Source organism: Halosimplex marinum (assembly GCF_051414075.1).
In the GTDB taxonomy this organism is placed as follows: Archaea; Halobacteriota; Halobacteria; order Halobacteriales; family Haloarculaceae; genus Halosimplex; species Halosimplex marinum.
In genome coordinates this window covers 268,471-294,140 of the sequence record NZ_JBLKNY010000006.1, presented here as the reverse complement: position 1 = coordinate 294,140, position 25,670 = coordinate 268,471, and the positions used below count along the sequence as shown (strand labels likewise).

27 protein-coding genes are annotated in these 25,670 nt (G+C 67.3%); 16 read left to right on the top strand and 11 right to left on the bottom strand.

What is annotated here, in order from left to right:
* Nucleotides 1-155 precede the first annotated feature (155 nt).
* The gene (locus tag ACMGFI_RS17885) at nt 156-371 is read left to right on the top strand and encodes a DUF8015 family protein (protein WP_436911345.1); all 216 of its coding nucleotides are present in this window, start codon (nt 156-158) and stop codon (nt 369-371) included.
* Between the two features lie 34 nt (nt 372-405).
* On the opposite strand, the gene ACMGFI_RS17880 is transcribed toward ACMGFI_RS17885, so the two are convergent.
* Both ACMGFI_RS17880 and ACMGFI_RS17875 read right to left on the bottom strand, forming a co-directional pair.
* The gene (locus tag ACMGFI_RS17880) at nt 406-759 is read right to left on the bottom strand and encodes a DUF5811 family protein (RefSeq protein WP_436911344.1); all 354 of its coding nucleotides are present in this window, start codon (nt 757-759) and stop codon (nt 406-408) included.
* Nucleotides 760-881: 122 nt separating this feature from the next.
* On the bottom strand, nt 882-1,367 hold the full coding sequence (locus ACMGFI_RS17875) for a pyruvoyl-dependent arginine decarboxylase (protein WP_436911342.1): 486 nt from the start codon (nt 1,365-1,367) through the stop codon (nt 882-884).
* A gap of 109 nt (nt 1,368-1,476) precedes the next feature.
* Between ACMGFI_RS17875 and ACMGFI_RS17870 the strand changes: the two genes are divergently transcribed.
* The gene (locus tag ACMGFI_RS17870) at nt 1,477-2,085 is read left to right on the top strand and encodes a hypothetical protein (protein ID WP_436911341.1); all 609 of its coding nucleotides are present in this window, start codon (nt 1,477-1,479) and stop codon (nt 2,083-2,085) included.
* An 18-nt stretch (nt 2,086-2,103) separates the two neighbouring features.
* Here the strand turns inward: ACMGFI_RS17870 and ACMGFI_RS17865 are convergent, their stop codons facing one another.
* Complete coding sequence (locus ACMGFI_RS17865; RefSeq protein ID WP_436911339.1) at nt 2,104-3,012, bottom strand: NAD+ synthase; 909 nt, start codon at nt 3,010-3,012, stop codon at nt 2,104-2,106.
* Between the two features lie 160 nt (nt 3,013-3,172).
* On the opposite strand from ACMGFI_RS17865, the gene ACMGFI_RS17860 reads away from it, so the two are divergent.
* Nucleotides 3,173-3,808, top strand: a complete 636-nt coding sequence (locus ACMGFI_RS17860; RefSeq protein ID WP_436911338.1) for a class I SAM-dependent methyltransferase — start codon at nt 3,173-3,175, stop codon at nt 3,806-3,808.
* 243 nt (nt 3,809-4,051) lie between these two features.
* On the opposite strand, the gene pan2 is transcribed toward ACMGFI_RS17860, so the two are convergent.
* Nucleotides 4,052-5,272: a proteasome-activating nucleotidase Pan2 gene (gene pan2, locus ACMGFI_RS17855; protein ID WP_436911336.1), complete on the bottom strand. Its 1,221-nt coding sequence runs from the start codon at nt 5,270-5,272 to the stop codon at nt 4,052-4,054.
* 189 nt (nt 5,273-5,461) lie between these two features.
* Here pan2 and secF point away from each other — a divergent pair, with 189 nt between their 5' ends.
* Both secF and ACMGFI_RS17845 read left to right on the top strand, forming a co-directional pair.
* Entirely contained in the window at nt 5,462-6,319 is an 858-nt protein-coding gene (gene secF, locus ACMGFI_RS17850) for a protein translocase subunit SecF (RefSeq protein ID WP_436911334.1), read from the top strand.
* 55 nt (nt 6,320-6,374) lie between these two features.
* Complete coding sequence (locus tag ACMGFI_RS17845; RefSeq protein WP_436911332.1) at nt 6,375-7,967, top strand: preprotein translocase subunit SecD; 1,593 nt, start codon at nt 6,375-6,377, stop codon at nt 7,965-7,967.
* 75 nt (nt 7,968-8,042) lie between these two features.
* Here the strand turns inward: ACMGFI_RS17845 and ACMGFI_RS17840 are convergent, their stop codons facing one another.
* The 4 genes from ACMGFI_RS17840 to ACMGFI_RS17825 form a co-directional block, all read right to left on the bottom strand.
* Nucleotides 8,043-8,285, bottom strand: a complete 243-nt coding sequence (locus ACMGFI_RS17840) for a HalOD1 output domain-containing protein (protein WP_436911331.1) — start codon at nt 8,283-8,285, stop codon at nt 8,043-8,045.
* A gap of 112 nt (nt 8,286-8,397) precedes the next feature.
* Nucleotides 8,398-9,156: a ribonuclease HII gene (gene rnhB / locus ACMGFI_RS17835; protein WP_436911330.1), complete on the bottom strand. Its 759-nt coding sequence runs from the start codon at nt 9,154-9,156 to the stop codon at nt 8,398-8,400.
* A 201-nt stretch (nt 9,157-9,357) separates the two neighbouring features.
* Nucleotides 9,358-10,374 (bottom strand): GDSL-type esterase/lipase family protein, encoded by a 1,017-nt coding sequence (locus tag ACMGFI_RS17830; protein WP_436911329.1) that lies wholly within the window; start codon nt 10,372-10,374, stop codon nt 9,358-9,360.
* 65 nt (nt 10,375-10,439) lie between these two features.
* Nucleotides 10,440-11,864, bottom strand: a complete 1,425-nt coding sequence (locus ACMGFI_RS17825) for a tRNA pseudouridine(54/55) synthase Pus10 (RefSeq protein WP_436911328.1) — start codon at nt 11,862-11,864, stop codon at nt 10,440-10,442.
* 151 nt (nt 11,865-12,015) lie between these two features.
* Between ACMGFI_RS17825 and ACMGFI_RS17820 the strand changes: the two genes are divergently transcribed.
* Entirely contained in the window at nt 12,016-12,279 is a 264-nt protein-coding gene (locus tag ACMGFI_RS17820) for a DUF8044 family membrane protein (protein WP_436911327.1), read from the top strand.
* Nucleotides 12,280-12,380: 101 nt separating this feature from the next.
* Here the strand turns inward: ACMGFI_RS17820 and ACMGFI_RS17815 are convergent, their stop codons facing one another.
* The gene (locus ACMGFI_RS17815; protein ID WP_436911325.1) at nt 12,381-13,502 is read right to left on the bottom strand and encodes a DegT/DnrJ/EryC1/StrS family aminotransferase; all 1,122 of its coding nucleotides are present in this window, start codon (nt 13,500-13,502) and stop codon (nt 12,381-12,383) included.
* 94 nt (nt 13,503-13,596) lie between these two features.
* On the opposite strand from ACMGFI_RS17815, the gene ACMGFI_RS17810 reads away from it, so the two are divergent.
* Nucleotides 13,597-14,937 carry a nucleotide sugar dehydrogenase gene (locus ACMGFI_RS17810; protein ID WP_436911324.1) on the top strand — a complete coding sequence of 447 codons (1,341 nt, stop codon included), beginning with the start codon at nt 13,597-13,599 and terminating at the stop codon, nt 14,935-14,937.
* 4 nt (nt 14,938-14,941) lie between these two features.
* On the opposite strand, the gene asnB is transcribed toward ACMGFI_RS17810, so the two are convergent.
* Together asnB and ACMGFI_RS17800 are read right to left on the bottom strand one after the other, a co-directional pair.
* Complete coding sequence (gene asnB / locus ACMGFI_RS17805; RefSeq protein WP_436911322.1) at nt 14,942-16,882, bottom strand: asparagine synthase (glutamine-hydrolyzing); 1,941 nt, start codon at nt 16,880-16,882, stop codon at nt 14,942-14,944.
* On the bottom strand, nt 16,882-17,790 hold the full coding sequence (locus ACMGFI_RS17800) for an NAD-dependent epimerase/dehydratase family protein (RefSeq protein WP_436911320.1): 909 nt from the start codon (nt 17,788-17,790) through the stop codon (nt 16,882-16,884). The genes asnB and ACMGFI_RS17800 overlap by 1 nt, the downstream gene beginning before the upstream one ends.
* A 113-nt stretch (nt 17,791-17,903) precedes the next feature.
* Here ACMGFI_RS17800 and ACMGFI_RS17795 point away from each other — a divergent pair, with 113 nt between their 5' ends.
* The 9 genes from ACMGFI_RS17795 (at nt 17,904) to ACMGFI_RS17755 (ending at nt 25,586) form a co-directional block, all read left to right on the top strand.
* On the top strand, nt 17,904-18,485 hold the full coding sequence (locus tag ACMGFI_RS17795) for an acyltransferase (protein WP_436911319.1): 582 nt from the start codon (nt 17,904-17,906) through the stop codon (nt 18,483-18,485).
* The gene (locus tag ACMGFI_RS17790) at nt 18,482-19,561 is read left to right on the top strand and encodes a DegT/DnrJ/EryC1/StrS family aminotransferase (protein WP_436911318.1); all 1,080 of its coding nucleotides are present in this window, start codon (nt 18,482-18,484) and stop codon (nt 19,559-19,561) included. Before ACMGFI_RS17795 ends, ACMGFI_RS17790 begins: the two co-directional genes overlap by 4 nt.
* Complete coding sequence (locus ACMGFI_RS17785; protein ID WP_436911316.1) at nt 19,558-20,526, top strand: Gfo/Idh/MocA family oxidoreductase; 969 nt, start codon at nt 19,558-19,560, stop codon at nt 20,524-20,526. The genes ACMGFI_RS17790 and ACMGFI_RS17785 overlap by 4 nt, the downstream gene beginning before the upstream one ends.
* A 214-nt stretch (nt 20,527-20,740) precedes the next feature.
* On the top strand, nt 20,741-21,217 hold the full coding sequence (locus tag ACMGFI_RS17780) for a MaoC family dehydratase (protein ID WP_436911315.1): 477 nt from the start codon (nt 20,741-20,743) through the stop codon (nt 21,215-21,217).
* On the top strand, nt 21,214-22,086 hold the full coding sequence (locus ACMGFI_RS17775; RefSeq protein ID WP_436911313.1) for an HpcH/HpaI aldolase/citrate lyase family protein: 873 nt from the start codon (nt 21,214-21,216) through the stop codon (nt 22,084-22,086). Before ACMGFI_RS17780 ends, ACMGFI_RS17775 begins: the two co-directional genes overlap by 4 nt.
* Nucleotides 22,079-22,726 carry a PglD-related sugar-binding protein gene (locus tag ACMGFI_RS17770; protein ID WP_436911311.1) on the top strand — a complete coding sequence of 216 codons (648 nt, stop codon included), beginning with the start codon at nt 22,079-22,081 and terminating at the stop codon, nt 22,724-22,726. Before ACMGFI_RS17775 ends, ACMGFI_RS17770 begins: the two co-directional genes overlap by 8 nt.
* Complete coding sequence (locus ACMGFI_RS17765; RefSeq protein ID WP_436911309.1) at nt 22,723-23,421, top strand: polysaccharide deacetylase WbmS family protein; 699 nt, start codon at nt 22,723-22,725, stop codon at nt 23,419-23,421. The genes ACMGFI_RS17770 and ACMGFI_RS17765 overlap by 4 nt, the downstream gene beginning before the upstream one ends.
* Complete coding sequence (locus tag ACMGFI_RS17760) at nt 23,414-24,526, top strand: hypothetical protein (protein WP_436911306.1); 1,113 nt, start codon at nt 23,414-23,416, stop codon at nt 24,524-24,526. Before ACMGFI_RS17765 ends, ACMGFI_RS17760 begins: the two co-directional genes overlap by 8 nt.
* Before the next feature lie 22 nt (nt 24,527-24,548).
* Nucleotides 24,549-25,586 (top strand): methionyl-tRNA formyltransferase, encoded by a 1,038-nt coding sequence (locus ACMGFI_RS17755; protein WP_436911304.1) that lies wholly within the window; start codon nt 24,549-24,551, stop codon nt 25,584-25,586.
* Nucleotides 25,587-25,670: the final 84 nt, after the last annotated feature.

Sequence of the window (25,670 nt, the reverse complement as noted above, 5' to 3'; positions counted from 1 at the left end):
GTTCTCAATCGGAGCGTTTCAAGGGGTGGTCATCTGGAACGGCCATGGCTTGCGCGTACGCGCATCAATGGATGCCGAGTAAAGTGGAGTCACGTGATTCTCTGGCTGCACACGCAGTAATAATATTTAATTACGACGCGGTCGACCGTCGACACGTGTCTCGACCAGTGGCAAGCGACGCGCGCGGTGTGGTGTCGGTCCACGACGCGGTGCTGGCGCTGATCCCGGCGGTGCTGGCGCTCGCGGCGCTCGTCGGTATCGTACTGTCGTGGTCGTGGGGGACCGCGATGGCCGTGGGGAGCGTCCCGGCGAGCGGTACCATCGGCTACGCGCTGTTCTACAACCCGCCGGAGACGACCGGAGAGAACTGACGGGACGGCCGCCGGGAACTGACGGGAGGGTCCCCTATCGCGCGGCCGGACTGTCGTTGTTGGAGAGGGCCTGTTTCATCTGGAGGGCGGCGCTGGCGGCCAGTCCCTGCGCGAGGTCGGTCCGTTCGTCCTCGTCGATGGTCGCGTCGGCCTCCTCGGGCGTGTAGCCCGCGGAGACGACGGGGCCGACGGGCGGGCGGACGGCGACGGTCGCTTCGGGGCCGTCGGAGCCGGCGGTCAGGTCCGACCCGACGACGAACTCCTCGGGGAGGAGCCGTCGGGTCTGCTGGGCCACCTGCGAGAGGTCCCGCTCCAGCCGGCGGCGCTGGTCGGGCGTGAGCGTCTCGGGGTCCAACCCGTCGTCGCCGAGCGGCGAGTTTCCGTACATTGGGCTCTTCCGCGCCCGTATGCGGCCCAGGGTCTTAACCCCTGTGAGAGGCGCACAGCTTGCCGTTCCACACGATCGATCGTGACTTCCCGTCGGGGTAGTGTCGCTCCGTCACCACTGGGTCAGTCGAACAGCGGTTCGCTCTGCCCGTAGGCTGCCACGACGACCGCGGTGGCGTGGTCGGCCGGGTCCGCGGGGGTCGACTCGACGACGATTTCGGGATCGGTGCGGAAGGTCCACTCCCGCAGTTCCATTCCCCGACTCAGGCCTTCCTCGACGGCGTCCGCGACCGCGTCGGGGTCGGCCCCGCTGGCCTCGTAGAACAGTCCGCGGCCGGACTCGCTGCGGACCCACCCCAGCCCCGCGCAGGCCTCGCCGTCGGCCCCCGGCGCGAGCGTCTCGCGGCCGACGACGGCGTACAGCGCCTCGCCCGCGGGTCCCAGGGCCGGGGCGGTACCGACGCGTTCCAGCCGGGCCTCCGCGGGGATCACCGAGGAGAGCGTCACGAGATTGTAGTTGTGGACGCCCGCCTCGGCCAGCGCCGCGTCGAACGACGACATCGCGGTCGGGCCGGCGGCCGACCCCCACGCGACCCGGATGGTGCTCATACCTCCGGGTCGTCGACTCGCGCGCTAAGGGGTTTCGCTTCCGGTCGAACGGCACCGCCCGCGCCTGTCGGCGAGAAAGTATTTACCGGCGGGCGCGCCCGTCTGTCCCGTGACGCCGACACGCCGCTCGGTCCTCCGGGGGATCGGCGCCGCGGTTCCGTTCCTGGTCGCGGGCTGCGAGGCGCCGGACTCGCCCGAACCGAACGCCGACACCGCACCGTCGCCAGCGCCGACTGACGGCCAGACGCCGTCGCGGACGCCGGAGCCGATGTCGAGCCCGACGGGGTCGCCCTCGCCGACGCCGGACCGCGATGCCGGGGACGTGCTGCCCGAACCGGGCGACGGCTGGACGCTCGTGGGGACACGGCAAATGGCCGCGCGGATGCTCGGCGCCGAGACGGGCGTCGTCGGCAAGTACGAAAGCGCCGATGGCACGCGCTTCCGCGCCGTCGTTCTAGAGCGGTTCCCGCGCCACGACCCGACCGGCAAGGCCGAACGCTGGGCCTGTATCGGCTGGGACGTGGCGGTCGCCTACGAGGACTTCGCGTTCGCCGCGGGGACCGGGACCGAGCAGCGGGACTACACCCCGGAGACGCCCCCGTACATGGACCGGACGGCGATCCCCGGCAGTGCGGACCGGTCCCGGGAACTGCTCGCACGGTCGCCGCTGCTCTCCGCCGAACGCGTCGACGCCAGCGAGGTCACCTGCGAGGAGTGAGCGGCTCGCGGACCCCTGTCATAGCCCGTTCGCCATCGGCGCGAGGTGCAGCGGGTGGGAGCCGCCGGAACCGTTCCCGCGGTCGTCGATGCCGGGCGTCGGCGGCACCGCGCGCTTGTGCAGCGAGTCGACGTACAGCCGCGCGACGGTCTCGGCGGTCTCCGGGCTCGCGTCGGTGTCGTCGATGGCGTCTTCGACGCGCTCGCTGCGGTCGACGACCCGGCGGAGGACGGGGTCGATCTCCGAGTAGCGGGCGCCCAGGTCCTCGGCGTCGGTCTGACCGACCCACAGGTCCGCGGTCGGCTCCTTGGCGACGATCCGCCGCGGGACGCCCACCTGCTGGGCGAGCGCCTGCACCTCCGCCTTGTAGAGGTCACCGAGCGGGAACAGGTCCGCGCCGCCGTCGCCGTACTTCGTGAAGTAGCCCAACAGCAGTTCCGAGCGGTTGGCCGTCCCGCAGACCAGATACGACCGCGCGTTGGCCGCGTAGTACAGCGCGCACATCCGCAGGCGCGCGGTGAGGTTCCCGATGGCCCGCCGGCCCCCGCCGGGGGCGACCTCGGGCGCGACGTGGTCCTCGAACAGGTCGACCAGCGGCCGCAGGTCGACCTCGCGGAACTCGATGCCCAGCCCCTCGGCCATGGTCTGTGCCTCCTGGGCGTTGTCCTCGTCGGTGTGGGCGGGCAGTCCCAGCCCTAGCACGCGGTCGCTCCCGAGCGCCTGAACGGCCAGGTGCGCCGTCAGCGTCGAGTCGACCCCGCCGCTCAGCCCGACGACGACGCCCCGCGCGCCCGCCGCGGTCACTCTGTCCTTGATGAACGTCACCGCCTCCTCCCGGACCGCTGCCAGGTCGTCGCGGTCTGTCAGAAAGCCCGGACCGTCAGTCCGGACCGACGTTACCCCCTCGTCGGTGTCGCTGGATACCATATGTTCGGTCACCGTAATACATTTTCCCTGGTCGAACGTCTCGTATTTAGTTTTGATCCTTAAACAAATGCTAAAGATGTCCCTAAATAGTGATCGGATGGGGTGGCGTCCGTCGAAGCCGGCCGCCGGATATTTCGTCCGCGCGATACAGCACGCACGTATGGCCGGGGATCGATGGAGCGAGTTCTACGCCACCGGCGAGTACGAGCGGTGCGCGTACCTCGCGGGGGAGGAGATGGACGAGTACGTCGACCGGTTTCTCGACGGATCGGGCGCGGACCCCGAGTCGTTCGCCTCGGTCGGCTGCGGCCCGGCAGCGACCGAGTTCGCGCTCGCCGAGCACCACCCCGAGATCGAGTTCTACTGCTGTGATCTCGCCGAGGACGTGATCCGGGACGACCGCGAGGTCGCCGATCGATGCGACCTGTCGAACATCTCCTTCCACGTTCGCTCGCTGCCCGACCTCGACCTGAGCCGGGAGTTCGATATTGTCTACTGCATGGCGACGCTGTACTTCGTCGAAGCGATCGAGGACGCTATCGAGGCGCTCTACGACCACGTGAAACCCGGCGGCTACCTGATCTTCAACTATCCCACCGAGGCGACCCGGGAGTGGCTCCGGGACGAACCCGAAGGGAAGCGTGAATTCTTCGCGCCCGTCGCCGCGGGAGCGAACCTGCTCACTCGGGAGGCGATCGAGCAACTACTCGGCACGGATGTCCGCAATTACTGGAAGTTCGTCGGTGCGACCGATCTGCAGTCCGGCGACAGTCCCGCCGTTTTCGTACAACGGTAGCCCGCCAGGTCGCACGAGCATCCGCGCCGCAGGCGCGGTTCGCCGTCAGAGCAAGCGCTGACGAGCCTGCGGTCGTTCGCGGTGCTCACTCCCGCAGATACCGGACGCGAGCGAACGCAGTGAGCGAGTCGTCCGGCTTTTTCCCCAAGTTTTTGCGACGGAGGATCCCCGCAGCGCGCCGCTGGCGCGCAAGGCGCTCTCCGTCGGAAAAAGTGGGTGTGTCTCCGTCGCAAAAAGTGGGCCCTAGTAGAACGCGACCGGCTGGCCCTCGGTGGCGTCGCCCTCCTCGATCTTCTCTAAGGCCTCCTCGAAGTCCCCGGTGCGCACGTCGGTGCGGCCGTCGCGGATGGCGAACATCCCGGCCTCGGTGGCCAGCGACGCGAGTTCGGCGCCGGAGAACCCCTCCGTCTCCGCGGCGAGGTGCTCGAAGTCGACGGTCTCGGCGAGGCTCATGTCCTCGGTGTGGATCTCGAGGATGCGCTTGCGGCCCTCGGCGTCGGGTTCGGGCACCTCGATGAGGCGGTCGAACCGGCCCGGGCGGAGGATCGCGCGGTCGAGCATGTCGAAGCGGTTGGTGGCAGCGATGATGCGGATCTCCCCGCGGTCCTCGAAGCCGTCCATCTCCGAGAGCAACTGCATCATCGTCCGCTGGACCTCGGCGTCGCCGGAGGTCTTGGACTCCGTTCGTTTGGCGGCGACGGCGTCGATCTCGTCGATGAAGATGATGGCGGGCTCGCGCTCGCTGGCGAGCTCGAAGAGATCGCGGACGAGCCGGGAGCCCTCGCCGATGAACTTCCGGACGAGCTCGGATCCGGCCATCTTGATGAACGTGGCGTCGGTCTCGTTGGCGACCGCGCGGGCGAGCATGGTCTTGCCGGTGCCCGGCGGGCCGTGCAGGAGGACGCCGCTGGGCGGGTCGATACCGACCTCGTCGAACTGGGCGGCGTTGATCAGCGGCTCCTCGACGGCCTCGCGGACCTCCTGGATCTGCTCCTCGAGGCCGCCGATGTCGTCGTAGGTGACGGTGGGCGACTCGTCGACCTCCATCGCCTGGGCGCGGGCGTCGGTCTCGCTCTCCAGCTGGGACTTGATGGAGAAGGAGTCGTTGATGGCGACGCGGTCGCCGGCCTCTAGCCCCTCGCGGAGCTGGGTCGGCAGTTCGGTGAGGACCTCCTGGTTGTTGCCGTGCTGTTTGACGACGACGCCGTCGTCGGTGATCTCCTCGGCGGTGGCGACGTACAGCGAGGAGGTCTTGAGCGTCTCGTTCTCGCGTTCGAGCTGGTCGACCTCCTCGGTGAGCTCCTCGCGGCGCTCGCGCGCGCTCTCGAGCTGGCCTTCGAGTTCGCGGTTCACCTGGACGAGCTGTTCGTAGTGGTCGGTGAGCGCACCCAGCCGTTCCGACGGGGACATATCCGGGTCGAGCTCCAGCCGGGGTCGCTCGGGGAGCGAGGGACTGCGGGACATCGGGTTAGTGGGTGGTAACGAGCGAACGAAAAAGTGCCTTTGGGTGTGGGGGCCGCCGATCCGCGCTCCATCCGGTGGTCGCTCGGCGGGCGAGCCGGCCGTTCGGGACCGACGGCGCCGCCGTCGCGGCCTCGCCGGGCGCCGGCGAAATGGAGAAGGCTTATCGGCGGGCGTCGCACACCGACGGGCATGGTCGAGTCCGTAGTACCGGAACCCGATTACGACCGGTACTCAAACCGTCAGCTCGCGGCCGTCCCGCTGGCCGTGCTGGCGCTCGCGTTGCTGGTCCTCGCGGGGTGGTACCTGACGACCGGGGCGCCGGTCACGCCGGGTATCGAGTTCACCGGGGGGACCGAGATACAGATCGAGACCGACGCCTCTCAGTCCGAGATCAGGAGCTCCCTCGAGTTCGATATCGACTCGGTCCAGCCGATCGCCGGCTCGAACGAGTACATCGTCACGACCCAGGCGACCGACACCGACACCATCCGCTCGGGGGTCCAGTCGGCGGGCTACGAGATCGTCTCCGTCCAGTCGCGGTCGGCGAGCTTCGGCGCCGACGCCCAGCGGCTCGCGCTGATCGGCGTCGCCGTCGCCTTCGTCGGGATGAGTCTGCTCATCTTCGCGCTGTTTCGGTCGTTCGTGCCCTCCATCGCGATCGTCGCCTCCGCGTTCTCGGACATCGTCATCCCGCTCGCGCTGATGAACGTATTCCAGATCAAACTGTCGCTGGGGTCGGTGGCGGCCCTGCTGATGCTGATCGGGTACTCCGTCGACTCGGACATCCTGCTGAACAACCACATCCTCCGGCGACGCGGGAGCTTCTACGAGAGCACCTACCGCGCGATGGAGACCGGCGTGACGATGACGGTCACCTCCATCTCCGCGATGACCGTCATGTGGATCGTCTCGTCGCTCTTCGGCATCCCGCTGTTGCCGGATCTCGCCATCGTGCTCGTGTTCGGGCTGGTGGCCGACCTGATGAACACCTACATGATGAACCTGAGCCTGCTCCGCTGGTACAAGTTCGAGGGGGTGGCCCGATGAACACCGTCACACGCAGAGCGCGTGACGAGCTCACGCGAATCCAGGAGGGATTCGCGTGAACCTCCGCGAGAACTGGCGGATCGTCATGCTCGTGGTGTTCGTGCTCGCAGCGACGGCCGCGCTGTTCGCGCCGACCGGCGCGCCCGACGCCGGCGCGAACAACAGCTCCTCCTACGGCGCGGCGGACGGGCCGACGAACCTCAAGTTCGGGCTGGAGCTGGCGGGCGGGTCGCGCATCCGCGCGCCGCTGGTCGGCACGACCGCCGAGGAGCTCGACATCGAGCAGGGCCAGCGGTCGAACATCCGTCAGACGGTCGGCAACCGGCTGAACGTCTCGACGGGCGACGTGTCGGTCGTCCTCAACACCGGCAACGGCGACGCCGTCGAGGTGCTCGTCGAGAACGTCAGCGAACAGCGCTTCCGGGCAGCGCTGACGGAGGCCGGCCTCGACGGCGACGAGGCGACGATACGGCGCGGCGTGACCGCCCAGACCCGTCAGCAGACCGTCGAGACGATCACCGCGAAGATCAACCGCGGCGGGCTGAGCGGCGGCCAGGTGGCCACCCAGCGCTCGGCGACGGGCGAACAGTACGTCGTCGTCGACGTGCCCAACGCCAACACGACCGAGGTGCTCAACCTCATCGGCGACGAGGGCGAGGTCAGTATCGTCGCCACCCGCCCCGTCGAGACCGACAACGGCACCGTCTACCGCAACCAGACGGTGCTGACCAACCGCCAGCTGGAGAACTCCCAGATCGGCATCGCCCAGTCCGACGAGAGCGGCCAGTCGTTCGTCCCCATCACGCTGACCGAGGACGCCGCCCGCAACTACTCCCGTGATCTCGTCGACCTGGGCTTCACGTCCAGCGAGGCGACCGGCCGGCAGAGCTGTCGCTACCGGCAGAGTCCGGACGACCCCGGCTACTGCCTGTACACCGTCGTCGACGACGAAGTCGTCTACGCGGCCGGGCTCGACCCCGGCCTCGCCGAGGACATCGAGTCCGGCCAGTTCCTGACGGCCCCGTCGTTCATCATGCAGACGCGGTCGATGGACGAGGCCCAGAACCTGCAGATCAACCTGCGGGCCGGCGCGCTGCCGACGCGACTGGCCGTCAACGAGGGGACCGTCCTGTTCCTCCAGCAGAGCCTCGGCGACCGCTTCAAGTGGCAGGCGCTGCTGACGGGCCTGATCGCCTGGCTCGCGGTCAGCGGGTCGGTCTTCCTGCGCTACCGGAACCCCCGCGTCGCCGTCCCGATGCTCGCGACCGCCGCCGCGGAGGTGTACCTGCTGATCGGGTTCGCCGCGGCCATCGGCCTCCCGCTGAACCTCTCGTATATCGCCGGGTTCATCGCCGTCATCGGAACCGGGGTCGACGACCTGCTGATCATCGCCGACGAGATCTTGAACGAGGGCGAGATCGCCACCGGCAGGGTGTTCCAGAACCGCTTCCGCAAGGCGTTCTGGGTCATCGGCGCCGCCGCCGTGACCACCATCATCGCCATGAGCCCGCTCGCGTTCCTCTCGCTGGGCGACCTGCAGGGCTTCGCCATCGTCACCATCGTCGGCGTCCTCATCGGCGTGCTCGTCACGCGACCGGCCTACGGCGACGTGCTGCGGAACCTGATGCTCGACCAGGGGAGCGACTGAGCGCGCTTCCGTTTTTTCCGCGCGGCGCTGTCGGGGCGGGCGTCGGGAAACGGCCGTCAGCTCGCGCGGGATCGCTCAAACCGCCGAAGAATCGTTCTCGGCTTGCCCGTCGACCAGGATCGCTCCGGCGCTCGTGACGGTCACGCTGTGGTCCGGGAGTTCGAACGTGAACGTCCACGTGCTCTCCGGGTGTTCCGCCAGTTGCTCCAGGGCGTCGAGATCGACGTGGTCCGCGAGCACGAAATCCAGCTCTCGCGGGTCGCTGTCCCGAGCGCGGGCGACGGCTTCGACGATATCAGTCGGTAAACTGTTGTCCATAGACCGTTTTCACGCCGTGTTATGAAACAGATCACACCTAATTGGTAAGGTGCGGAGTGGCGTGCCCGTACCGAACAGCGGCGAGCCGACCCGGCTGGACAGAACGCGGGGTCTAGAAGTCGTCGAGGGTCGTCCGCCGGAGGCCGCTACCGTCGGAGCGCACCTCGGCTTCGTCCGCCGACTCCCCCACAGCGCGGCCGCCGTCGGGTTCGAACTCGCCGAGCGAGGACTGCGAGACCGCGGCGAGAGCGTCCTTGCTGGTCTGCCAGGACTCGCGGGCGCAGGCCGGCAGTTCCTCGTGGTCGGCGACGTAGGCTTCGAGGAACTCTCTCGTGGTACTGTCGCCGGGGTAGCCGCTGCCCACGTCGCCGTACTCCTCGGCCAGCCGTTGGACGTGGGCGTCGCGGGCCACCTTCGCGACGATGCTCGCCGCGCCGACCACGGGGTAGGTCTCGTCGGCGCCGTGTTCGGCCCGGGCGTCGATGGCGGCGTCCGCGGCGTCCTCGACGCGCCGTTCGAAGCGGACGGCGTTGGTGTCGCCGGCGTCGACGTAGCCCTCCAGGGGGTCGTCGTCGGTCGGCGTCCCGTCGACGGCGTCGGCCAGCGCGTCGACGGCCTCGGCGTGGGCGGCGACGGTCAGCGAGTTCATGTCGGTCTCCTCGTCGTCGATGCGCTCGACCGGGATCTCGGCGACGCCGACCGACCCGACCTCGCGGATGACGGCGTCGAGTTCCTCGCGGCGCTCGGGAGCGATCTCTTTCGAGTCGCCCACGTCGCCGGGCAGGTCGGCAGGATCGACCGCGACCGCCGCCGCGAACATCGAACCCAGCACCGGCCCCTTGCCGGCCTCGTCGACGCCGAACTCCTGCATGGCCGCGGCTTGTGCCCCCTCATATTTAAACCGTCGCGGTCGAGACGCCGACCGTCTGACGCGCGTCTGCCGTCTCGGGGTCGTTCCCGGCCGTTCTAGCGGATCGGACCAGCCGATCGGGGACTCCGAACGGGGTCGCCGGCCGGAAAAAGCGGGGTGAGTTCGGTCGTGCGCGGTCGCGACCTCGTTCGTCCGGTGTCGTCACTCGACCCGCTCGTCGAGTTCCCGGGCGAGGTTCCGGCCGATCTCCTCCATGCCGGCGTCGCCGGGGTGGAGGATATCCGCGGAGTAGCCCGACACGTCCGTCAGGTCGGTGCCCTCGATCACGTGCAGGTCCGGGTGGTCTGTCTCGGCGACGATCGCCCGGAGCGTCGCGCGGTAGTTCTCCGCGCGCTCGGCGTCGCCGCCCTCGATCACGTCGGGATAGTACGGGAACAGCGTGATGCAGGCGATCGGCTTGTCCTGGTGGGATTCGGCGACCGTCTCGACGAACGTCCGTGCCCGCTCCTCGAACTCCTCGACCGGGAAGTCCTGGTTGGCCATGTTGATCGACAGCGCCAGCGTCGCCACGTCCCAGTCGTCGCGCCCGGCGATGTACTCCGCCATCGGCCGGTCGGCGTAGGCCGACCCGGAACAGCCGAAGTTCAGCACGTCCCACCCCAGCGCGCGGGCGGTCCGCGACACGTAGTTCAGGTGGGTCGCGGACGAGGCGGCGCCCTCGGTGATCGAGGTGCCGTAGGCGAGATAGCGCGTGTCGGGGAGTTCGCCGCTCTCGGGCGGTCGGCAGTCGCCGGTCACGTCGTGGACGGCGACCGCGGGCGTGCGCTCGAACAGGACCCGGCAGACGCGCGGGTCGAACCGGCTGTCGACCTCGGTGTCGAGTTTCCGAACTCGCTCGGGCACCGCGAGCGTGTGCGTCTCGGGTTCGGGACCGACGTCCGTGGGCGTCCAGGGCTGGAACGGGCCCCAGAACACGCGGAACTGGCCCGGTTCCTCCGCGGAGAGCGTGACCTCGATCTCGGCGTCGTCCGTCTCGGGCACGAACCGGAGTTCGCTCCCGGACGGTTCGCGCACGCGGCCGTCGGCCATCTCGTTGAGTCGTGCGGCCACGTCGGCCGGGAGTCGGTGGAGCCGGTCGCCGCCCTCGGTCCAGTCGGCGGGCACGGTCTCGGCGACGTTGTGCAGCGACACCGATGGGTACTCGTCGAGCGTCGTCATTCGGGCTGAAAACTCACGGCCGCCCCCTTGGCTCCGTCGGTGGCGGCGGCTTCGACCGCTTCGGGCTACTCGCCGTCCGCGGACGCGACTCCGCCGTCGCCGGATCCGTCCGACGCCGTCTCCCGTTCGTTCCCGTCGCCGTCTGCCCCCTCGTCGTCGCCGTCGGCCGGGAGTTCGCCGCGGAAGAACTCCTCTTTCGCGAACGGCTCGTCCTCGCCCCGTACGTCGAGCACGTCCAGCGCCGTCACCTCGGCGTCGACGCCGAGCAGGCCCGCGAGGCTCGGCTCGGTGCGCCCCTCGTCGCTGGAGACGAGTTCCTTCACGTAGAGGCCGCCCTCGCCGTGGAGCTCGACGGTCGCCGTCCGCTCGCCGTCCAGTTCGCCCTCGATGTCGTAGACCTCGCGGGTCCGCGTCAGGTCGGCCCGCCGGTGGTCGACCCGCTGGGGCGTCCGCTGTTCGACCGTCGCGCCCGCCAGTTCGTCGAGCGCGGCCTCGAAATCGGTGGCGTCGACGGCCTCGTCGAACTCGATCTCCATGCGGTAGGTCTTGCTCGCGTCGAGTTCCTTGACGCGTTCGACCATCTCGTGGGTGGCCTGCCGGAGGTCCGTCACCTCGACCTTGCCGTCGGCGAACTCGTTGACCGCCGTCTGGAGGGTCGCGGCGTCGACTGTCCGTTCGCGGGGCTCGTCGACCTCGATGACGAACGGTCGTCCCCCTTCGAGCATCAGCGCGTCCACGTCCTCGCGGCCGGCGCCGTGGAAGGTCGCCGACTCCCCGTCCATCGCCTCCACCACCGCGGGGGCGGTGAGTTGCTCGACGCTCTCGTCGTAGCGGTAGCCCGAGCCGTCACAGCCCTCGCAGATCTCGCCGCGGATGAGGCCCGTGCCGTTACAGTCGTTGCAGGGCCACTTCGTCTGGGGGATGTCTCGCTCTAACTTGCGGTAGCGGCCGTAGACGAACGCGGAGTTGACCTGCGCGTCGACGGTGTCGTCGCCGAGATTGAGCGTGATCTGCACGTCCGGGCGGCCGAACTCGACTTCGGCGCCCGTCTCGCGGCCGAACCGCTTGCCGACCTCCCTGTTGAGTTCGGTCTTGAGCGCCTCGCCAGCGTCGTCATCCAGCCCGAGGTCCTCCCGGAGGAGCGCGTCGTTCTCCTCGAACAGCGGCGGGACGCGCGTTCCTACCTGGAAGGTCTCGAAGTCGTAGTCGGAGACGGCGTAGGCGGCGCGCTCGGCCCACTCCTGCACCCGCTCCTCGGTGGACTCGCCCTCGCAGACCCAGCAGGGCTCGTCGGGTTCGAGGTCTGCGACGGGGCGGTCGTCGGCGAGCGCGACAGCGACGCGGAGGCTCCGGCCCCGCTCGCGGTTGGTGAGGCCGAAGCTCCGCTCGGCGAGCAGGCGGCCGAGACAGGGGTCACAGAGCGGCCCCGTCTCGACGGCCCGCCGAGCTAGATCGAGCACGTCGTCGGTCGGGCGGGCGTCGTCAGTCATGGAAAAGGGTGGGCGACGGGGGCGTAATTCCCTTTCGACATCCGCGGACGCCTCGGCCGGGCCGCGCCCGTCGCGGTCCCGTCGGAGACAGCCCGCGGGGAGACCGGCGAGGCGACAGCTACTAACCCCACCGACCGATACCGGTGACGTGATGGGGCGCCAACGGGAGTATCTCGTCGCGCTGGTCACCGGCTGGTGTCTCTGCTGGCTGGTGGCCCTGTCGGTGCTCGGCCGCCTCACGCTGGAGCTCTACTTCGTCGTGTCGTTCGCTGGCGTCCTGGTCGCGTACGAACTGACCGCGCCGATCGCCGTGGGGCTCCGGCAACGACGGTACGTGCGGGCCGCCATCGCCGTCGGCGCGCTCGTGTTCGCCGTCATCGTCGCCCGGCGGGTCCTGGAAGCGATCCCCGTCTAGCCGGGTCCCGTCGTCGGGACACCCGCCGCGGCGACCGCCCTGGCACTCGCCGTGGGGACCGTTACGGTACTCACCGTGACGGCCGTCACCGAGTCGGTGGATTACTTGACGGCGTCGAGGGCCTCGACCAGCGCGTCGACGACGCGCCCCTGGTCCTCGTCGGTCATGGTGTGGGCCACGGGCAGCGTCAGCAGGTTCTGCTGGAGCGCGTACGACGTCTCGAGGTCGCCGACGGCGTCGGCGTCCGCGAACGCGTCGGTGTCGTGGAGCGCGTAAGTCCCGATCTGGGACTCGATGTCCCGCTCCGCGAGCGCGTCGATGATCTCGTCGCGGGCGTCCTCGCCGCCGGCCTCGACGTAGACGCAGTAGCTCTGGAAGTTGTGCGTCGCTTCCGGGGGTTCCTGCGGCGTCGTGACGCCGTCGACTGCTTCGAGGCGGTCGGTGTACCGATGTGCGATCTCCCGGCGGCGCTCGACGATGTCGTCGAGCTTCTGAATCTGGGCGACCCCGACCGCCGCGAGGATGTCGCTGAACCGGAGGTTCGTCGCGTCCGCGCGGACGAACCCGATCTCGCCCTCGCGCTGGTCGGTCCCGAAGTTCTTGATGCTCCGGATCTCGCGGGCGAGGTCGTCGTCGTCCGTCGTGATCATCCCGCCCTCGCCGGTCGTGAGCACCTTCCGCGGGTGGAAGCTGAAGACGCTCACGTCGAACTGCGAGCCGACCGGGTCGCCGTCGTAGGCCGCGCCGGACGAGCAGGCGGCGTCCTCGATCACCGGAATGTCGTGTTCGTCCGCGACCGCGCGGACCGGCTCGGTCGGGAGCGGCTGGCCGCCCCACGAGACCGGCAGCAAGGCGGCCGTGTCGTCGGTGATCGCCGCCCGCAGGTCGTCGAGGTCGACGTTGTAGGTCTCCCGGTCGACGTCGACGAGGACGGGCTCGGCGCCGACGTGGACGACCGCGTTCCCGGTCGCCGGGTGCGTGAAGTCCGGGACGACGACCTCGTCGCCGCGTCCGACGCCGTAGGCCTCCAGCGCCAGTTCCATGCCGGTGGTGCAGGACGTGACGGTGATGGCGTGGTCGGCGTCGGCGCGGTCTGCGAACCGCTCCTCGAACTCCTCGGCGTAGGGGCCCTGGGTCATGTATCCGGAGTCGAGGACCGACTCGACGTTCGCAAGCTCCTCCTCGCCGACGACCGGGTCGATTAGCGGGATCCGCTCGGACATTACGACCTTCTGGACCCCGGGCGCACTTGGCTGTGCTGATCCGGCGGCCGGCCAACCGGAACCGATTACTGTCTCGGTGACCGACCGAGACGGCATGAACGCGACGCTCGCGGCGCTCGACGAGCAGTCCGACCTCGACGGACTGGAGGTCGCCGTGTACGGCCTCGGCAAGATGGGGCTCCCCCTGGCGGCGGTCCTGGCCGACAGCGGGGCCACCGTCCACGGGGTCGACATCGACTCGGACGTCGTCGCCGCCGTCAACGACGGGCGGTCGCCCGTCTCCGAACCGGGGCTCCCGGCGCTGCTGGAGGACCACGGCGGCGGGGCGCTGACCGCCACGACGGACGGCGCCGCGGCCGCCCGCCGCGCGGACGTGATGATCGTCCTCGTCCCGACGGTCGTCGACGGGGACGGCGACCCAGACCTCGGGCCCGTCCTCGCGGCCGGCGAGGCGATCCGCGAGGGCGTCGACGCGGGCGACTTGGTCGTGCTCGAGAGCACGGTCCCACCCGGGACGACCGCCGGCGCGTTCGCCGACGCCGTCGAGCCCGACGACCTGGTCGCGGGCGAGGACTTCGGCCTGGCCCACTGCCCCGAGCGCACCTCCTCGGGCCGGGTCCTCCGGGACCTCACCGAGTCCTACCCGAAGATCGTCGGCGCGACGAGCGCCGACGCGACGGCCGTCGCCGCGGACTTCTACCGGACGTTCAACGAACCGGGCGTCGTCGAGCTGCCCGGCGCGACCGCCGCGGAGATGGTCAAGGTGTCCGAGGGGATCTACCGCGACGTCAACATCGCGCTGGCCAACGAACTGGCGAAGGCCTGCGAGGAGTGGGGCCTCGACGCCGGGACCGTCTTCGAGGCGGCCAACACCCAGCCGTTCTGCGAGATCCACGACCCCGGCGTCGGCGTCGGCGGCCACTGCATCCCCGTCTACCCGCACTTCGTCATCGACGGCGCCTCGGAGACGCCGCTACTGGAGACCGCGCGGGCGGTCAACGACGGGATGCCCGCCCACACGGCGGAACTGGTGACCGACGCGCTCGACGCCCGCGACGTGGCCCCGACCGACGCCCGCGTGCTCGTCCTGGGGCTGACCTACCGGCCCGGCGTCCGCGAGACGCGGTTCGCCCCCGCGTTCGACCTCGTCGACGAACTCGACGAGCGTGGCGTCTCGGTCGCCGCCCACGACCCGCTGCTCACGGCCGAGGCCGTCGAGCGCGCCGGCGCGACCCCGGTCGAGGACCCGCTCGACGGGGAGTGGGACGCCGTCGCGCTCGCGACCGGCCACGAGGAGTACCGCGACATCGACCTCGGGGCGCTGCGCGAGCGGATGCGGACGCCGGTGCTCGTCGACGGGCGCGACTTCTTCGACCCCGAGGCGGTCGCGGCGTTCGACTACCGCTGTGTCGGGGACGGCACGACGCTGTCCTGACCGGTCAGGTGTAGTAGCTGTCCAGCGGCTCCGGTCCCCCGACGCCGTCGACGATGTACATCTGGTACCAGATCTCCAGCGCGACGAGCTTCCAGAGCATCTTGTAGTGGGGCGTCAGCTCCCGCCGGGGTTCGGCCCCGAGCAGCTCGTCGAGATACGACGCCTGGACGTACCCCTCGCGGACGACGTGCGGGTCCGCGAGGATCCGCCTGGCGTGGGGGAGCATCTCGTCGCGCGCGAACGGGTAGGTCGGCATCGTGAACCCCTGCTTGTCCTTCTCGAAGACCGCGTCGGGGAGCCGGTCGCGCATCGCCCGCCGGAGGACGGACTTGCCAACGTCCCGGTCGTCGTCGACGGCCCCGAACTTCTCGGACTGCGGGAGCGAGAACGCGACGTCGACGAGCTCGTTGTCGAGAAACGGGACGCGCGACTCCAGCGAGTGGGCCATGCTCATCCGGTCCTCGACGAGGAGGAAGTCGTCTGGGAGCTTGACGGCGAAGTCCCAGTACAGCGCCCGCTCGGTCAGCGACAGGTCGTCGGTTCCCGGGAGGCGCGCCCGGACCCAGTCGGCCGGGACGAACTCCCCGAAGGCGTCGCCCAGTACCCGGTGGTCGACCGCCTCGATGTCGCCGAAGACGTCCGTGCTGTTCAGCAGCACGTACAGCCGCGCCGGGTCGTCGACGTGCCGGAGGACGCCGACGTCTTCGAGGACGTCGTCGCCGTCGAGGTCGCCGTAGGCGAGCTGCCAGTCGGCGACCTGCCCGGCGGTGTCCGCGACCGCGGCGTTCTCGGTGCCCGGCATCCCCGAGCGCAGCTGGTCCAGTTCGCGCAGGCGCGAGTACCGGTAGACGTAGCCGCCGAACAGCTCGTCGGCGCCGAGCCCGCCCAGCGCAACGCTCACGTGGTCGCTCATCTCCCGCGCCACGTAGTAGGGATAGAGGTTGCGCTTGGGCTCGTCGGCGTGCCAGATCATCTCCGGGAAGTCCCGCATGAACTCCCGTTCGACGGTGATCTCGTGGTGGTTCGTCCCGAAGTGGTCCGCGACGGTCCGCGCGTCGGCCCGCTCGTCCCACGCCTGGTCCTCGAAGCCCATGCAGAACGTGTGGATGGGGTCGTCGCTGACCTCGTCGGCCATGGCGACGACGCTGCTCGTGTCGAGCCCGCCCGAGAGGTAGAACCCGACGGGAACGTCGCTCATCAACTGCCGCTCGACGGCGTTGCGGAGCGCGTCCTCGACGGCGCCGACGGGGTCCGCCGGCGGGTCGCCGCCCGCGTCCGTCGGCGTCCAGTACTGGTGTTCGGTCGCCGTCCAGCCGTCGCCGTCGCGACCGATCTCGAGTATCTGTCCGGGGAGCAGCGTCTCGATCCCCTCGAAGAGGGTCGTGTGCGACGGCGAGTAGCGCAACTGGAGGAAATACTGGAGCGCGCGCTCGTCGACGGCGGGCCGGACCCGGCCGCTCCGGAGGATGCTCTTGGGCTCGCTCGCGAAGGTGACGCCGCCGTCGGTCCGGGCGTAGTACAGCGGCTTGACGCCGACGCGGTCGCGGGCCAACAGCAGGCGCTCGTCGGTCGCGTCCCACAGCGCGACGGCGAACATCCCGTTCAGTTTCGAGAACACGTCCAGGCCGTACTCCTCGTAGCCGTGGACGAGCACCTCGGTGTCGGTCTCGCTCGTGAACCGGTGGCCGGCCGCCTCCAGGTCGGCCCGCAGCGACCGGAAGTTGTAGATCTCGCCGTTGTAGACGACGACGACGTCGCCGTCCTCGTTGTACACCGGCTGGTCGCCCCCCTCGATGTCGATGATGCTCAGCCGCTGGTTGGCGAGCATCACGTCGTCGGTGACGTGCGTGCCGGTGTCGTCGGGGCCGCGGTGGGCGAGACACGCCGCCATCTCCGCGAGGACGGACGCGTCGCCGTCGCCGACCGCGCCGCAGATCCCGCACATCAGCTATCGCGGTCGGACGCCAGCCACTCGTGGGTCCGTTCGAGGCCGTCGCGGAGGTCGGTGTCGGGCGCCCGTCCGAAGAGTCGCTCGCACTTGCTCGTGTCGGCGTAGAAGTCGTCGATCTCGTCGGGACGCTCCGGCTTCCGGTCGATCTCCGGCTCGACCCCGACCACGTCGGCCATCAGCTCGATCGCGTCGAGGATCGCCGTGTCCGTCCCGCGGCCCATGTTGACGACCTCGTTGCGCACGTCGCCCTCGAGGCCCTCGACGATGAGCTCCGTGATGTCGCGGACGTAGACGAAATCGCGCGTCTGCTGGCCGTCGCCGGTGACGAACACGCCCTTGTCCTCGGCGAGCCGCGACAGGACGACCGGGACGAGTGCGCCCGATTCGGGCGCCTGGTACGGTCCGTACACGTTGAAAAACCGGAACACGAGGTAGTCGAGGTCGTACAGCTGGTTGTACACCTCGAGGTACTCCTCGACGGCGTGTTTCGCGACGCCGTACGGCGACTGGGGCGTCGCCGGGTGGTCCTCCGGCACCGGGACGGTCTCGACCTCGCCGACGAGCGAGGAGGCCGACGAGAAGAACACCTTCTCGACGTCGTGTTCGCGCGCCGCGTCGAGGATATTGAGCGTCCCGACGACGTTGATCTCCGCGTTGAGCTTCGGGTTCTCGTTGCTTGCGGGCAACGGGTGGGCCGCCAGGTGGGCGACCGCGTCGACCCCGGAGACGGCCGCCTCGACCGCGTCCTCGTCGGTGATGTCGACCTCGCGGAACGAGACGTTGTCGGCGTCGTGGTCGAGCGGTTCGACGTCGCACGCCAGCACCTCGTGGTCCGTGTCGGCGAGTTCGTCGAGGAGGTTCCGACCGACGAACCCGGAGGCGCCGAAGACGGCGATATGCATACACGGAACAGCGGTGAGCGCAGGTTTAGGCCTATCGGTCTCGCCGGCGGCCGCGTTCCCGTCGGGCGAGCGAAATGCCCATACCACTCCGCGTAGAGGGTCCCCTACGGACAATGGACGGCGATGACCACTTGCGGGGCGTGACCGTCGAACCGGGCGCCACGGTCGGGGTCTCCTACGACGACGAGTCGTCACCGCCCCGGATCGGGCCGGACAGCATCGTCAGGTCGGGAACGGTCGTGTACGACGACGTGGTCACCGGCGAGTCGTTCGCCACGGGCCACCACGCGGTCGTCCGGGAACTGACCGACGTCGGCTCGGACGTGCTGGTCGGCACCCACACCGTCATCGACGGGGCCACGAGCGTCGGCGACCGCGTCAGCATGCAGACCGGGGTCTACGTGCCACGGGAGACGGACATCGGCGACGACGTGTTCCTGGGCCCCAGCGCGACGCTGCTCAACGACCCCTACCCCGTCCGCACGGACCACGACCTCGTCGGACCGACCCTCGAAGACGGCGTCTCGGTGGGTGCGAACGCGACGGTCCTCCCCGGCGTGACCGTGGGGGAGGGCGCGTTCGTCGCCGCCGGCGCCGTCGTGACCGACGACGTTCCGGCCGAGACGCTCGCCGCCGGCGTCCCGGCGACCCACCGGGAGCTACCGCCGGAACTCCGGGGGGACAACCGGCTATGAGCGACATCCCCATCGCGAACCCGGTCGTCTCCGAGCGGGCGAAGTCGGCCGTCGCCGACGTCCTCGACTCCGGGATGCTCGCCGACGGCGAGGAGGTGCGGGCCTTCGAACGGGAGTTCGCCTCGTACGTCGGCACCGACCACGCCGTCGCCACCTCCTCCGGGACGACCGCGTTACACGCGATGCTCGAGGCCGCCGGGGTCGGCGAGGGCGACGTCGTCCTCACCACCCCGTTCTCGTTCATCGCCAGCGCCAACGCCGTCCGCCACGCCGGCGCCGAGGTGGCCTTCGCCGACGTCCGCCGGGAGACGTTCAACCTGGACCCGGCGGCCGTCCGGGAGGTGCTGGCCCGGCGCGACGACGTCACGGCGCTGTTGCCCGTCCACCTCTACGGCCTGCCCGCCGACGTCGAGGCCTTCCGCTCGATCGCCGCCGAACACGACCTGCTGTTGCTCGAGGACGCCGCGCAGGCCCACGGCGCGACCTACGGCGGCGACCGCGCCGGGTCGCTCGGGGACGCCGCCGCCTTCTCGTTCTACCCGACGAAGAACATGACGACCGCCGAGGGCGGCATCGTCACGACCGACGACCCCGAGATCGCCGAGCGGGCGCGCCGCCTCGTCGACCACGGGCGGACGGGGTCGTACGAACACGCCGAGGTCGGCTACAACTACCGGATGACGAACGTCCACGCGGCGATCGGCCGCGACCAGCTGGAGCGGCTGCCCGGCTGGGTCGAACAGCGACGGGCCAACGCCGACCGGCTGTCGGCGGCCCTGGCGGACGTGGACGGTGTCGCGGTCCCGACCGTCCCGGACGGACGGACCCACTCCTTCCACCAGTACACGGTCCGGACCGACCGCCGGTCGACCCTCCAGGAGGCCCTCGACGCCGCCGGGATCGGCTACGGCGTCTACTACCCGCGACCGATCCCCGACCAGCCCGCCTACGACGGGGACGGCGACTGGCCGATCGCAAGGGAGTTAAGCGAAACCGCGCTCTCTCTGCCCGTGCATCCGCAGGTGTCCGGCGCGGACGTCGACCGGATCGCCGAGGAGGTCGCCACCGCACTATGACACAGAAACCGATCCCCGTCGCGGTCGTCGGCGCCGGGAACATGGGCTCGAACCACGTCCGGGTCTACGACGAGCTACCGGGCGCGCGGCTCACCGAAGTGGTCGAGCCTGACCCCGAGCGAGCGCGCGAGATCCGCGAGGAGTACGACGTCGAAATACTCGACGACCCCGAGGCTATCGAGCGGGCCGAGGCCGCGACCGTCTCGGTCCCCAACGACCACCACTGCGCGGTCGCGGAGACCTGCCTCCGCAACGGGCTGGACGTGCTCGTCGAGAAGCCGCTGGCGACGACGGTGGCCGACGCCGAGGCCATCGTCTCGGTCGCCGAGGAGGAGGACGCCGTCCTCCAGGTCGGCCACATCGAGCGGTTCAACCCCGCGGTCGAGACGCTGGCGGAACTGCTCGACCAGCAGCGGGTCATCGCGTTCGAGGCCCACCGCCTCGGGCCGTTCAACGAGCACCTCTCGAAGGAGAGCGTCATCTTCGACCTGATGATCCACGACCTGGACGTCATCGAGTCGCTGGTCGACGCGCCCGTCGAGCACATCGACGCGCTCGGGTCGACCGCCCGGTCCGAGAAGGTCGACCACGCGGTCGCGCAGTTCGAGTTCGAGAACGGCGTGGTCGGGACCACGACGGCCAGCCACGTCACCAACGGCAAGGTCCGGTCGCTCGACGTGACGACCGAGGAGGCGTACATCAAGCTCAACTACCAGGAACAGGACATCGTCGTCCAGCGCCGCGGCACCGAACAGACGACGACGCTGCTCGACCAGAGCGGCTACCGGACCGAGCGGATCACCGAGAACCCCTACATCCGCAACCGCGAACCGCTGAAGAACGAACTCGAACACTTCCTCGATGCCGTCCGGGAGCGGCGGACGCCGGCGGTCTCCGGCGAGGACGGCGTGCGGGCAGTGAAGCTGGCGACAGAGGTTGTAAATCGGATCAAATCGACACGATAGCGGCAACGGGACCCCCGTACGAGGACACCCGTCGCTGGGAGCTCATCCGGTACGCCGTGCTATCCGATATCCCGGCCGGAGATCCCTGACCGAGACGGTCACGGATCCGGATAGAGACCCTTCGGGATCCGGGCCGACATTTGTATATTTAGTTATATAATTATTGTATATTATATTCGAAGCATTTTTGAAGAGGGATCGCGCTATTCGACCCATGGAACACGATTCGCGGGAGGAGTTCGGGAGGTACTACGGGGAGTTCAAGGAGGGAGTGACATATCGACACTGGCCCCGAAAGACGATCACCGAATTCGAGAACCACTTCTTCTCGCTTCTGACGATGAACCACCACCCCGTGCACATCGACGAGACGTACGCGGCCGAACAGCACCACGGTCGCGTCCTCGTCGTCGGCCCGCTGGTCATCAGCACTGTTGTGGGGATGTCCGTTCGCGACATCAGCGGGAGCGCGGTCGCGAACCTGGAGTACCACGACATCACGCACGACGGCCCCGTGTTCATCGGAGACACGATCCGGGCGGAATCCGAAGTCCTCGAGAAACGAGTTTCGGAGTCGGACCCGGACCGGGGGATCGTCACGGTCGAAACGAGGGCGTACAATCAGGACGACGAGAAAGTACTGACGCTGCGTCGGTCGATCCTCGTCCCGAAGCGGACGGCCGAGCAATGAACGATACCGAGCCCCTGTTTCGGAGCCCCCTGTTCGTCCCGGGCCACAAAAGCGAGATGATCCAGCGAGCGGTCGAGTTACCGGCGGACGCGATACTCCTCGACCTCGAGGACGCCGTACCCGCTCACAAGAAGTCCGACGCCCGCTCGAACATCGAGAACTGTCTCGAGCGGTCTGTTTTCGACGACGTGACCGTTTTCTGCAGAGTGAACGACATAACGACGGATCACATATCCGCGGACATCAGAGCCGCGGTCCACGACGACCTGGACGGGTTCGTCTATCCCGAAGTGAAGTCCCGCGAAAATCTCAGTACGTTCGTGCGGATGGTATCCGAAGCGGAGAGCGAGTTCCGAACGAGCAGACACCATACGATCCCCCTGATCGAATCCCCCAGCGGCGTCCTCAACGCTCGATCTATCTGTGAGGCCACCGACCGAAACGTCGCGGTCGCGTTCGGCTCGGAGGATTTCCTCGCGTATCTACAGGGGGACTCGGAGCAAACGGTCCTCCAGGTCCCCCGGGCACTCGTCGCCATGAGTGCGAGGGCGACCGGACTGATCCCGATCGATACGGTCTATATCGACGTCCACGATACCGAGGGGTTTCGTACAAGTGCCCAACTCGCAGACCAGTTAGGGTTCGAGGGGAAACTCCTGTTGCATCCCGGTCAGATCCCGATAGCTAACGAGGTGTTCTCACCCGACGAAGAGAAAGTGGAGCAGGCGAGGCGAGTCATCGCGGCCTCCGAGGGAGAACTCGAGGACGACACCGTATCGACCGTCGACGGGGAATTCATCGGACCGCCGATAATAAAGGCGGCTCGCAAGACATTAAATCGAGCGCGTAAAATCGAGGACCGTGAGTGAAATAGTCGTTATCGGTGGCCGAGGGAACGGGACCGTGATCGCGTCGACGATCGAGGACTGTCGACGGGCGGGGTCCGACGTGGAATTCGTCGGATTTCTGAACGACTTCGAGGACGGCCCGATCAACGGCTACCCCGTCCTCGGCGGGATCCAGAACGGAGACTGGAGGGATCTCCCGGAGGAGTACGAGTTCATATACGCGATCTCGACCGTGAAACAGGCGCCTGAACGCTACGAACTGCTGAAAGACCTCCAGATCCCCGAGGATCGGTTCGCGACCGTCGTCCACCCCGACGCGACGGTCTCGGAGGAGGCGGAACTCGGGGACGGGGTCGCCGTGATGCCCCGTGCCGTCGTCGGTCCCGACGTGGAGGTCGGGTCTCACACCCAGCTGTACGCTCAGAGCTTCGTCGGACACGACACGACGCTGGGCGAGATGGTCTTCGTGGCCAACAACGCCAGCGTCGGAGGGCGGCTATCGGTCGAAGACGGCGTACACGTCGGTAGTAACGCGTCCCTGCTCGAACGGCTCACGATCGAGGAGTTCGCCGTCATCGGACTCGGGGCCGTCGTCGTCGACGACGTGGGCCCGTACGAAAAGGTAATTGGGAACCCAGCGGAAGTCATCGGTGAGATATGAGCGATTTCGATATCGGTCAAGATACAATCTTCATCACGTTCGACATCGACTGGGCTCCGGACGCAGTCTGTCGGTACGTCGTGGAAACGCTCGAACGATACGGCGTCCCGGTGACGATGTTCGTCACCCACCAGAGCGAGTATCTTCAGTCCCTTCGGGACCACGACCTCGTAGAGGTCGGAATCCACCCCAACTATGAAAAGAAAGGCGTCGAAGAGGCGGTTGACGAGCTTCTGGAACACTATCCCTCGGCGAAGTACGTACGAGCACACGGCCTCCAGACGTCGACGGAGCACCTGCAGATTTACCAACGGAAGGGGCTCGACATCGCTTCCGACGTGTTTCTCCCGAGCCATCCCGGGCTTCGTCCCACCTGGCGGTTCGGGGAGGGTTCGATACTGTCCGTCCCGTTCTTCTGGGAGGACGACAACTACTTCGCAAACTACGGCGACGTGTCGTTCGATCCCGGCGAGTTCCTCGAGATCGAGGGGATGAAAATCTTCAACTTCCACCCGATACACGTGTTCGCCAACACGGAATCGATGGACCACTATTCGGAGCTCAAGGAGGACTATCACGACCCGGACGCGCTCCGTGAGCACCGCGTCGAAACCGGTACGGAGGACTTTTTCACTCGGCTGCTCGAATCGGACTACACCAAGAAGACGTTCGCCGACATACAGACTGATGGGTGACGACTCGATCGCCGAGGACGAACTGCTCCGCAAGGAGCGGATCATCTCGGACGCGATAGAGGAGTTCGACCTCGATCTAAGTGGACAAACCGTCTTCACCGAACTCGGCAGTAATGATTACCTCTTCACGCCGGTCATTGCGTCGCTGGCTGGTGCAGATCAGGTGTACGCGATAACGGAAGATTCCAAATACGGTACCGTCGACGCGCTCACCTCGGAACTAGCCCAGGTACGGGAGTACTTCGGTCTGGACGACAACATCGAAGTCGTCGAACGGAAACAGGAGTCCAACATCGGAAGCGCCGACATCGTCACGAATTCCGGATTCGTCCGTCCGATCGACCAAGAAACGATCGATCTGATGAAACCCACTGCCGTGATCCCGCTGATGTGGGAGACGTGGGAGTTTCGAGAAGACGAACTCAACCTGGATTACGCGCGCGAGAACAACGTGCTCGTACTCGGGACGAACGAATACTTCCTCTACGAGAACAACGGGTTTCTCGTCACGAAACTGCTGTTTGAACTGGGTCTGGGCGTTTACAAGGACAACATCCTGATATTAGCGAGCGGACGTATCCGGGAGAGCATTTCCGATTTCTTCACGTCGCTCGATGTCGATCACGCGATACTGACTCTCGACGAGGACCTCGATCCGACGGAGCGAGCGAATCACGTCGGAGTAGACGAGGCACGGGCTCAGTTGGACCAGTTCGATGCCATCGTCGTCGCCGAACATTACCACGACACGGAGTTGCTCTCCGAAGACGGACTCATACCGCCATCACTGGTAAAAGAGAGGAATCCGATCATGAAGGTTGCCCACATCTGTGGATCGATCGACGAGGACGCCGTCACGAACGCGGGGCTGGAGTTGCATCCGCGACCGACTGCACCGTTCGGACACATGACCGTTTCGGCGGCTCATCTAGATAGCCACGCGGTTCTGGAATTGAACACAGCGGGGCTTCGCGTCGGGGAGATCATGAGCCGTCTCCGTTCTCGATTCAGCCTGGAAGAGGCATACGAAAGAGCGATCGACCACGAGCTCGTCGACGATTTCCCGGGAGGGTATCTCCCGTCTCGTCATCAAAAGAGCCAATAATACCCCAGCGGTTGTTGGTTCTATGTCCCGGTCGTCACTCGACGCCGTTCTAATCGGAGGGAACCAGCGTACGCTGAAGACATTTCGAGCACTGCTGGACCGCGAGGACGTGAATATAGAATACTTTATCATTCAGATAGAATACGACGATGAACCGGAGATCCATCCCAAACTGGTGGACCTCGCGGAACAGAACGACATCGAGTATTTCACGTCGCCGTCGGCCAAACCGCTTCCGGAAGAGCAGATCGAACACGTCCGCTCGCTGGCATCCGACGTTATACTCCGAGGGGGCAACTGGCGAGCAGTTTTACCGCCCCGGTTCTGGGGGACGACCGAATACGGATGCATCGGATTACATGGTTCGCTACTCCCGGAGTATCGAGGGTGGGCGAACATCAACTGGTATCTCATCAACGGCGAGTCCGAGTACGGACTCCGGATGTTTCGATTCAACGAGAACATCGACGACGGGGAGATCGTCTATCAGGAGTCTTCCGGCGAACCGCTGGAAGTCCGCATGGACATCGACGACGACCGATATATTCGCGAGATTCTAGAAGAAGTCGACGAGCGGCACGTCGAAGAGATGATGGAACTGGTCGATCTCCTCATAGAGGACGACATCGTCTTCGTCCAGCAAGATAGGTCCCGAGCAACTTGGACTTGCCATCGAGGTCCCGAAGACGGGGAGATCGACTGGACTCAGTCGACGGACGAACTAGTGAATTTCATCAGGGCACAATCCCGTCCGTATCCCGGTGCGTTTTCGTTCTACAACAACGAGAAGTTCAAGATATGGAAAGCATCTGAACCCGAGGACCCGCCGGAATACGTGGGCCGAATACCGGGAAAGGTTGTCGACAGGAACGAAGAGACGGGAACGGTAGACGTGCTCACCGGCGACAGTGTCCTCAGAATCGAAGAGATATCTGTTTCTGGAGAAGAAGTGGACCCGTACGAATTCATCGACTCCGTGCGCGAATCCCTCGGTTACAATCCCAGGGAGAAGATCAACCAACTCGAAGAGCGAATAGAGGCTCTCGAAGATCAAAACTGAGACCGCTCTCCGTTGTTCGCTCGGGAAACAACTCGACCGACACCGTTCACAGGCCGGTCTTTCCTCTCTCGTATCGAGGTTCTC

What these genes read in the sequence shown, in the direction of transcription:
- ACMGFI_RS17880 (WP_436911344.1), bottom strand. Translation starts at nt 759, where the DNA reads ATGTACGGAAACTCGCCGCTCGGCGACGACGGGTTGGACCCCGAGACG.
- ACMGFI_RS17875 (WP_436911342.1), bottom strand. Translation starts at nt 1,367, where the DNA reads ATGAGCACCATCCGGGTCGCGTGGGGGTCGGCCGCCGGCCCGACCGCG.
- ACMGFI_RS17865 (WP_436911339.1), bottom strand. Translation starts at nt 3,012, where the DNA reads ATGGTATCCAGCGACACCGACGAGGGGGTAACGTCGGTCCGGACTGAC.
- ACMGFI_RS17860 (WP_436911338.1), top strand. Translation starts at nt 3,173, where the DNA reads ATGGCCGGGGATCGATGGAGCGAGTTCTACGCCACCGGCGAGTACGAG.
- pan2 (WP_436911336.1), bottom strand. Translation starts at nt 5,272, where the DNA reads ATGTCCCGCAGTCCCTCGCTCCCCGAGCGACCCCGGCTGGAGCTCGAC.
- secF (WP_436911334.1), top strand. Translation starts at nt 5,462, where the DNA reads ATGGTCGAGTCCGTAGTACCGGAACCCGATTACGACCGGTACTCAAAC.
- ACMGFI_RS17840 (WP_436911331.1), bottom strand. Translation starts at nt 8,285, where the DNA reads ATGGACAACAGTTTACCGACTGATATCGTCGAAGCCGTCGCCCGCGCT.
- rnhB (WP_436911330.1), bottom strand. Translation starts at nt 9,156, where the DNA reads ATGCAGGAGTTCGGCGTCGACGAGGCCGGCAAGGGGCCGGTGCTGGGT.
- ACMGFI_RS17830 (WP_436911329.1), bottom strand. Translation starts at nt 10,374, where the DNA reads ATGACGACGCTCGACGAGTACCCATCGGTGTCGCTGCACAACGTCGCC.
- ACMGFI_RS17825 (WP_436911328.1), bottom strand. Translation starts at nt 11,864, where the DNA reads ATGACTGACGACGCCCGCCCGACCGACGACGTGCTCGATCTAGCTCGG.
- ACMGFI_RS17820 (WP_436911327.1), top strand. Translation starts at nt 12,016, where the DNA reads ATGGGGCGCCAACGGGAGTATCTCGTCGCGCTGGTCACCGGCTGGTGT.
- ACMGFI_RS17815 (WP_436911325.1), bottom strand. Translation starts at nt 13,502, where the DNA reads ATGTCCGAGCGGATCCCGCTAATCGACCCGGTCGTCGGCGAGGAGGAG.
- ACMGFI_RS17810 (WP_436911324.1), top strand. Translation starts at nt 13,597, where the DNA reads ATGAACGCGACGCTCGCGGCGCTCGACGAGCAGTCCGACCTCGACGGA.
- asnB (WP_436911322.1), bottom strand. Translation starts at nt 16,882, where the DNA reads ATGTGCGGGATCTGCGGCGCGGTCGGCGACGGCGACGCGTCCGTCCTC.
- ACMGFI_RS17800 (WP_436911320.1), bottom strand. Translation starts at nt 17,790, where the DNA reads ATGCATATCGCCGTCTTCGGCGCCTCCGGGTTCGTCGGTCGGAACCTC.
- ACMGFI_RS17795 (WP_436911319.1), top strand. Translation starts at nt 17,904, where the DNA reads ATGGACGGCGATGACCACTTGCGGGGCGTGACCGTCGAACCGGGCGCC.
- ACMGFI_RS17790 (WP_436911318.1), top strand. Translation starts at nt 18,482, where the DNA reads ATGAGCGACATCCCCATCGCGAACCCGGTCGTCTCCGAGCGGGCGAAG.
- ACMGFI_RS17785 (WP_436911316.1), top strand. Translation starts at nt 19,558, where the DNA reads ATGACACAGAAACCGATCCCCGTCGCGGTCGTCGGCGCCGGGAACATG.
- ACMGFI_RS17780 (WP_436911315.1), top strand. Translation starts at nt 20,741, where the DNA reads ATGGAACACGATTCGCGGGAGGAGTTCGGGAGGTACTACGGGGAGTTC.
- ACMGFI_RS17775 (WP_436911313.1), top strand. Translation starts at nt 21,214, where the DNA reads ATGAACGATACCGAGCCCCTGTTTCGGAGCCCCCTGTTCGTCCCGGGC.
- ACMGFI_RS17765 (WP_436911309.1), top strand. Translation starts at nt 22,723, where the DNA reads ATGAGCGATTTCGATATCGGTCAAGATACAATCTTCATCACGTTCGAC.
- ACMGFI_RS17760 (WP_436911306.1), top strand. Translation starts at nt 23,414, where the DNA reads ATGGGTGACGACTCGATCGCCGAGGACGAACTGCTCCGCAAGGAGCGG.
- ACMGFI_RS17755 (WP_436911304.1), top strand. Translation starts at nt 24,549, where the DNA reads ATGTCCCGGTCGTCACTCGACGCCGTTCTAATCGGAGGGAACCAGCGT.